Raw genomic sequence first — 3931 nt, forward strand, 5'->3', positions numbered from 1 at the left:
CAAGCGCATCAAATACCTGTTTGCCACTGCTAAGAGACACCTCTCTTTCCGAAGACACGCCGCCGGATAAAAGAGCCAGCCGGATGTTTTTCATAATAAACTCCTGTTTTATCCCTGGATAATGTTTTGTCTTGCCTTATCAAACTCTTCTCTGGTGATAAGATCCTTTTCAAAAAGTGCTGTCAGTTTAAATATTTTCTGCTCTGTTTTGTTGATATTGTTTTCAATGAGGAGCCTGTTTGAGGCAGTTGAGAGATGATGGTCAATAAGGTTCTGTTGATTTTCTTTTGCCGTTATTTTAAAGGATGCAAGCCCCCCAAGAAGCCTGACTTCAACTGTTTTGTCCCGGAACTCCGGCATTGAGAGGATATCTTTTATATCAGAAGAACTTTCTCTCATCCGTCGATAGAAAATCCATGCAATTGCCAGGACTAAAATACCGATACAAGCCATTATCCAGGGCAGGTAGTGATATACCCCCTTGAACAGAACAACGGTGACGCCTATGCCTGCCAGCAAAATAACATGTGCCAGCAAGATGAAATAAGCTGTGAAAATACTTTTGAAAAGTCCGTCTTTATCTTTATTCCAAAAATTCATGATAGTTTTTTAATAATATTCTCCCGGTATATATCTGACAACATGGGTGAGCCATGTCTGTCACCCCTTATTGTGTTCAATTTGATAAAAAGGTAATTTAGTTTTTTTTGAATTTTGAGTCTCTCGGGAGAATCGACCTGGGATAGTTCAAGCAATTGTTCGGTTTGAGTGATTTTTTTTTTAAGTTCAACTTCCGGGGGAAGAAAGCCTGCATTTTTCAGTATTTTATGTGCAAGCCGCAGATCTTCCGGAACATATTGGTCTTCAAATTTTAATGGTTTATTCATGCCTTCCAGATTATCAAACTCTCCATTTTTCTGGGCTTTTTTTATTCTTTGCTCAACGAGCGCTTCAAATCCAGGAATCATAAAATATAAGTTACTCCCGATAATATACAATGGCCAAATATTTGATGTGCAATTTTTAAGGTTTTAATTTTATTAAACCTGTAATAGATTTGCAAGGGATATTTTCTTGACACCTATTAGGCAATGCTGTATCAAATATCATTTTAATTTAAAGAATTTATCAAGAGTTTAAGTATGAAATTCAAGCAAAGAGTAATAATTTTTTTCACCTTTTTAACTATTTTCACATTATTGGGAAACAGCCTTGCGGACAATGGCACCAAAGAGAATCAAACTGCGGTTTTTGAAGATCTTTTTGAAGGATTTGTCTATTATGCAGATAAACAAAAGACAGGTTTGAAATCGGTTAAAAAAAGATTTGCCGGGACACTTGATTCACACGAACTGGGCATGGAAATTCTCAAAACTCTGATTGAAGGCCCGCAACTTGTGCATCTTGAGGCAATATGGCCTAAGGATACAAAAATAAATTCTTTTTTTATTTCAGATGATGGAAAGGCATATGTTGATCTCAACCTGGAACAAAGCATGATAGAAAATATGGATACCCGGTCTGAACTTTTAGCCATATATTCAATGGTGAATTCACTAACCGTGAATATACCAAAAATAAAAATGGTTAAAATACTGATTCAGGGTAAGGATGCCTTGACGCTGGCCGGTCACATCGACCTTGAATGCTTTTATAAAACAAATATGTTGATTGTAACCTGAAGGCCATACGTAACCAAAAGGTCATACATAACCACAAGGGTCACACGTAACCAAAAGGTCACACGCAACCACAAGGGTCATACATAACCAAAAGGTCACACGCAACCACAAGGGTCACACGTAAAAATGAGCAAAAAAAAGAATATCAGTCAGTTTAGAAATATCGGGATTATGGCCCATATTGACGCGGGTAAAACCACTGTAACGGAAAGAATCCTTTACTACACCGGCAAATCTTATAAAATTGGGGAAGTTCATGATGGTGAAGCCGTTATGGACTGGATGCAGGATGAACAGGATCGAGGGATCACCATCACCTCTGCTGTGACCGCCTGTGAATGGCATAACTCTCTTATCCAGATTATTGATACACCGGGGCATGTAGATTTTACCGTTGAGGTGGAAAGGGCACTGAGAGTTCTGGATGGGGCCATTGGCGTTTTTTGTGCCGTGGGCGGTGTTGAACCGCAATCTGAGACGGTCTGGAGACAGGCAGACCGGTATTCGGTTCCCAGAATGGCTTTTATTAATAAGATGGACAGAACCGGTGCTGATTTTTTTAGTGCTGTCAGCGCCATAAAAGAGAAGCTGGGAGCAAACCCTGTGATGCTTCAATTGCCCATGGGTTCGGAAGACAAGTTTGCCGGTGTTATTGATCTTGTTAACATGAAACAGATCACCTGGGATGATGAAACAAAGGGTGCCGAGTATTCAAAAGATGATATTGCCCCTGAATTTGAAGAGATAGCTTACGAATACCGGGAAAAACTGCTTGAAGCCATATCAGAAGTCAATGATGAGATAATGGAGAAATATCTATCAGAAGAGGATATATTGGTTGGAGAACTCATCAAAGCCATCCGGACTGCAAGTATTTCAAGGCAGATCGTGCCGGTATTTTGTGGAAGTGCCCTTAAAAATAAGGGAATCCAACCATTACTGGACGGTATTGAATTGTATTTGCCAAGTCCCCTGGATATTCCACCCATTAAAGGTGTCCACCCCGAGACGGATGAAGAATTAGAATTTTTGCCTCAAAAAAATGGCCCGCTTGCTGCCTTGATTTTTAAAGTCTCCATGATTGAGGGAAGAAAGCTTTCTTTTGTCAGGATTTATTCGGGTAAACTTGAGACAGGATCGGAAGTATTTAATCCCTTGTTAAAGAAAAAAGAAAAATTATCCAGAATCCTGCAAATGCATGCCAATAAAAGAGAGCGGCTAAAAGAGGCAACGGCTGGTGATATTATTGGTATAGTCGGACTTAAGGATTCCGGAACCGGTGATACTTTATGTTCACAGGACACCCCTGTTTTTCTTGAAAAAATGGAATATGAAAATCCGGTTATTTCCATTGCCATTGAGCCCAAAACCCATGCTGACCAGGAAAAACTCGATGATGTACTTGAAAAGTTCACCATTGAAGATCCAACCTTAAAGGTGAACAAGGATGAAGAAACCGGCCAGACGATTTTATCCGGCATGGGTGAACTCCATCTTGAGATTATTATTTCAAGGATGTTAAAAGAGTTTAAAACCAATGTGAATGTGGGGAATCCCCAGGTTGTTTATCGGGAAATCCTTACTTCCAAAGCAAGAGGAAGTGCTGTTTTTGAAAGAGAAATTTCAGGCAAGGCACATTTCGCAAGTATCAGTATCAGCCTTAAGCCTTTAAAACGGGGCGATGGGATTGTATTTAATTCTAAAGTGGGAAATGATCTTATCCCTGAGCAATATATTCCAGCCATTGAAAATGGAATCCGGGAGAGTCTTGAAGGTGGATACCTTAAGGGGTACCCCCTGGTTGATATTGCCATTGTGGTTGAAGACGGCAAATTTGATGAGCGAAGTTCAGAACTTGCCTTTTCCGTCTGCGCATCCATGGCGTGTAAGGATGCTTTGGAAAATGCCTCTTTAGCGCTGCTTGAGCCTATTATGGAAGTAGAGGTGTTTGTTCCGGATACTTACATGGGGGATGCCATATCTGATTTAAATGCAAGGGGTGGCAAGATCGAATCCATTAATCCCAAAGCGGGTATCCAGATTGTGAAAGCCGTGGTCCCTTTAGCTAAAATGTTTGGATATTCAACCGCACTTCGATCCGCCAGCCAGGGCAGGGGAACATTTTCCATGCAGTTTTCCCGATTTGATAAAGTCTGATAATGAATTATTAGTTTTGAGTTTTTAGTTTTAAATTTAAAACTAAAAACTCAAAATTTAAAATTAATTTAGTCTTCGTATATGGCATCACC

Annotated in this window: 4 protein-coding genes; 2 read left to right on the plus strand and 2 right to left on the minus strand. The window is 39.9% G+C overall.

Features of this window, described 5'->3' with window-relative positions; translation table 11 throughout:
* Window positions 1-108: 108 nt before the first annotated feature.
* Together K8S13_RS18110 and K8S13_RS18115 are read right to left on the minus strand one after the other, a co-directional pair.
* Window positions 109-600, minus strand: a complete 492-nt coding sequence (locus K8S13_RS18110; protein ID WP_291464710.1) for an SHOCT domain-containing protein — start codon at window positions 598-600, stop codon at window positions 109-111.
* Window positions 597-968 (minus strand): DUF1992 domain-containing protein, encoded by a 372-nt coding sequence (locus tag K8S13_RS18115; RefSeq protein WP_291464712.1) that lies wholly within the window; start codon window positions 966-968, stop codon window positions 597-599. The genes K8S13_RS18110 and K8S13_RS18115 overlap by 4 nt, the downstream gene beginning before the upstream one ends.
* 174 nt (window positions 969-1142) lie before the next feature.
* On the opposite strand from K8S13_RS18115, the gene K8S13_RS18120 reads away from it, so the two are divergent.
* Window positions 1143-1682 (plus strand): GerMN domain-containing protein, encoded by a 540-nt coding sequence (locus tag K8S13_RS18120; protein WP_291464713.1) that lies wholly within the window; start codon window positions 1143-1145, stop codon window positions 1680-1682.
* A 126-nt stretch (window positions 1683-1808) separates the two neighbouring features.
* Window positions 1809-3839: an elongation factor G gene (fusA, locus tag K8S13_RS18125; RefSeq protein WP_291464715.1), complete on the plus strand. Its 2031-nt coding sequence runs from the start codon at window positions 1809-1811 to the stop codon at window positions 3837-3839.
* Window positions 3840-3931: the final 92 nt, after the last annotated feature.

Source organism: Desulfobacula sp., from assembly GCF_021107415.1.

Excerpts from the sequence above, each read along its gene's own strand:
- K8S13_RS18115 (WP_291464712.1), bottom strand. The coding sequence starts at position 968 with ATGATTCCTGGATTTGAAGCGCTCGTTGAGCAAAGAATAAAAAAAGCC.
- K8S13_RS18110 (WP_291464710.1), bottom strand. The coding sequence starts at position 600 with ATGAATTTTTGGAATAAAGATAAAGACGGACTTTTCAAAAGTATTTTC.
- K8S13_RS18120 (WP_291464713.1), top strand. The coding sequence starts at position 1,143 with ATGAAATTCAAGCAAAGAGTAATAATTTTTTTCACCTTTTTAACTATT.
- fusA (WP_291464715.1), top strand. The coding sequence starts at position 1,809 with ATGAGCAAAAAAAAGAATATCAGTCAGTTTAGAAATATCGGGATTATG.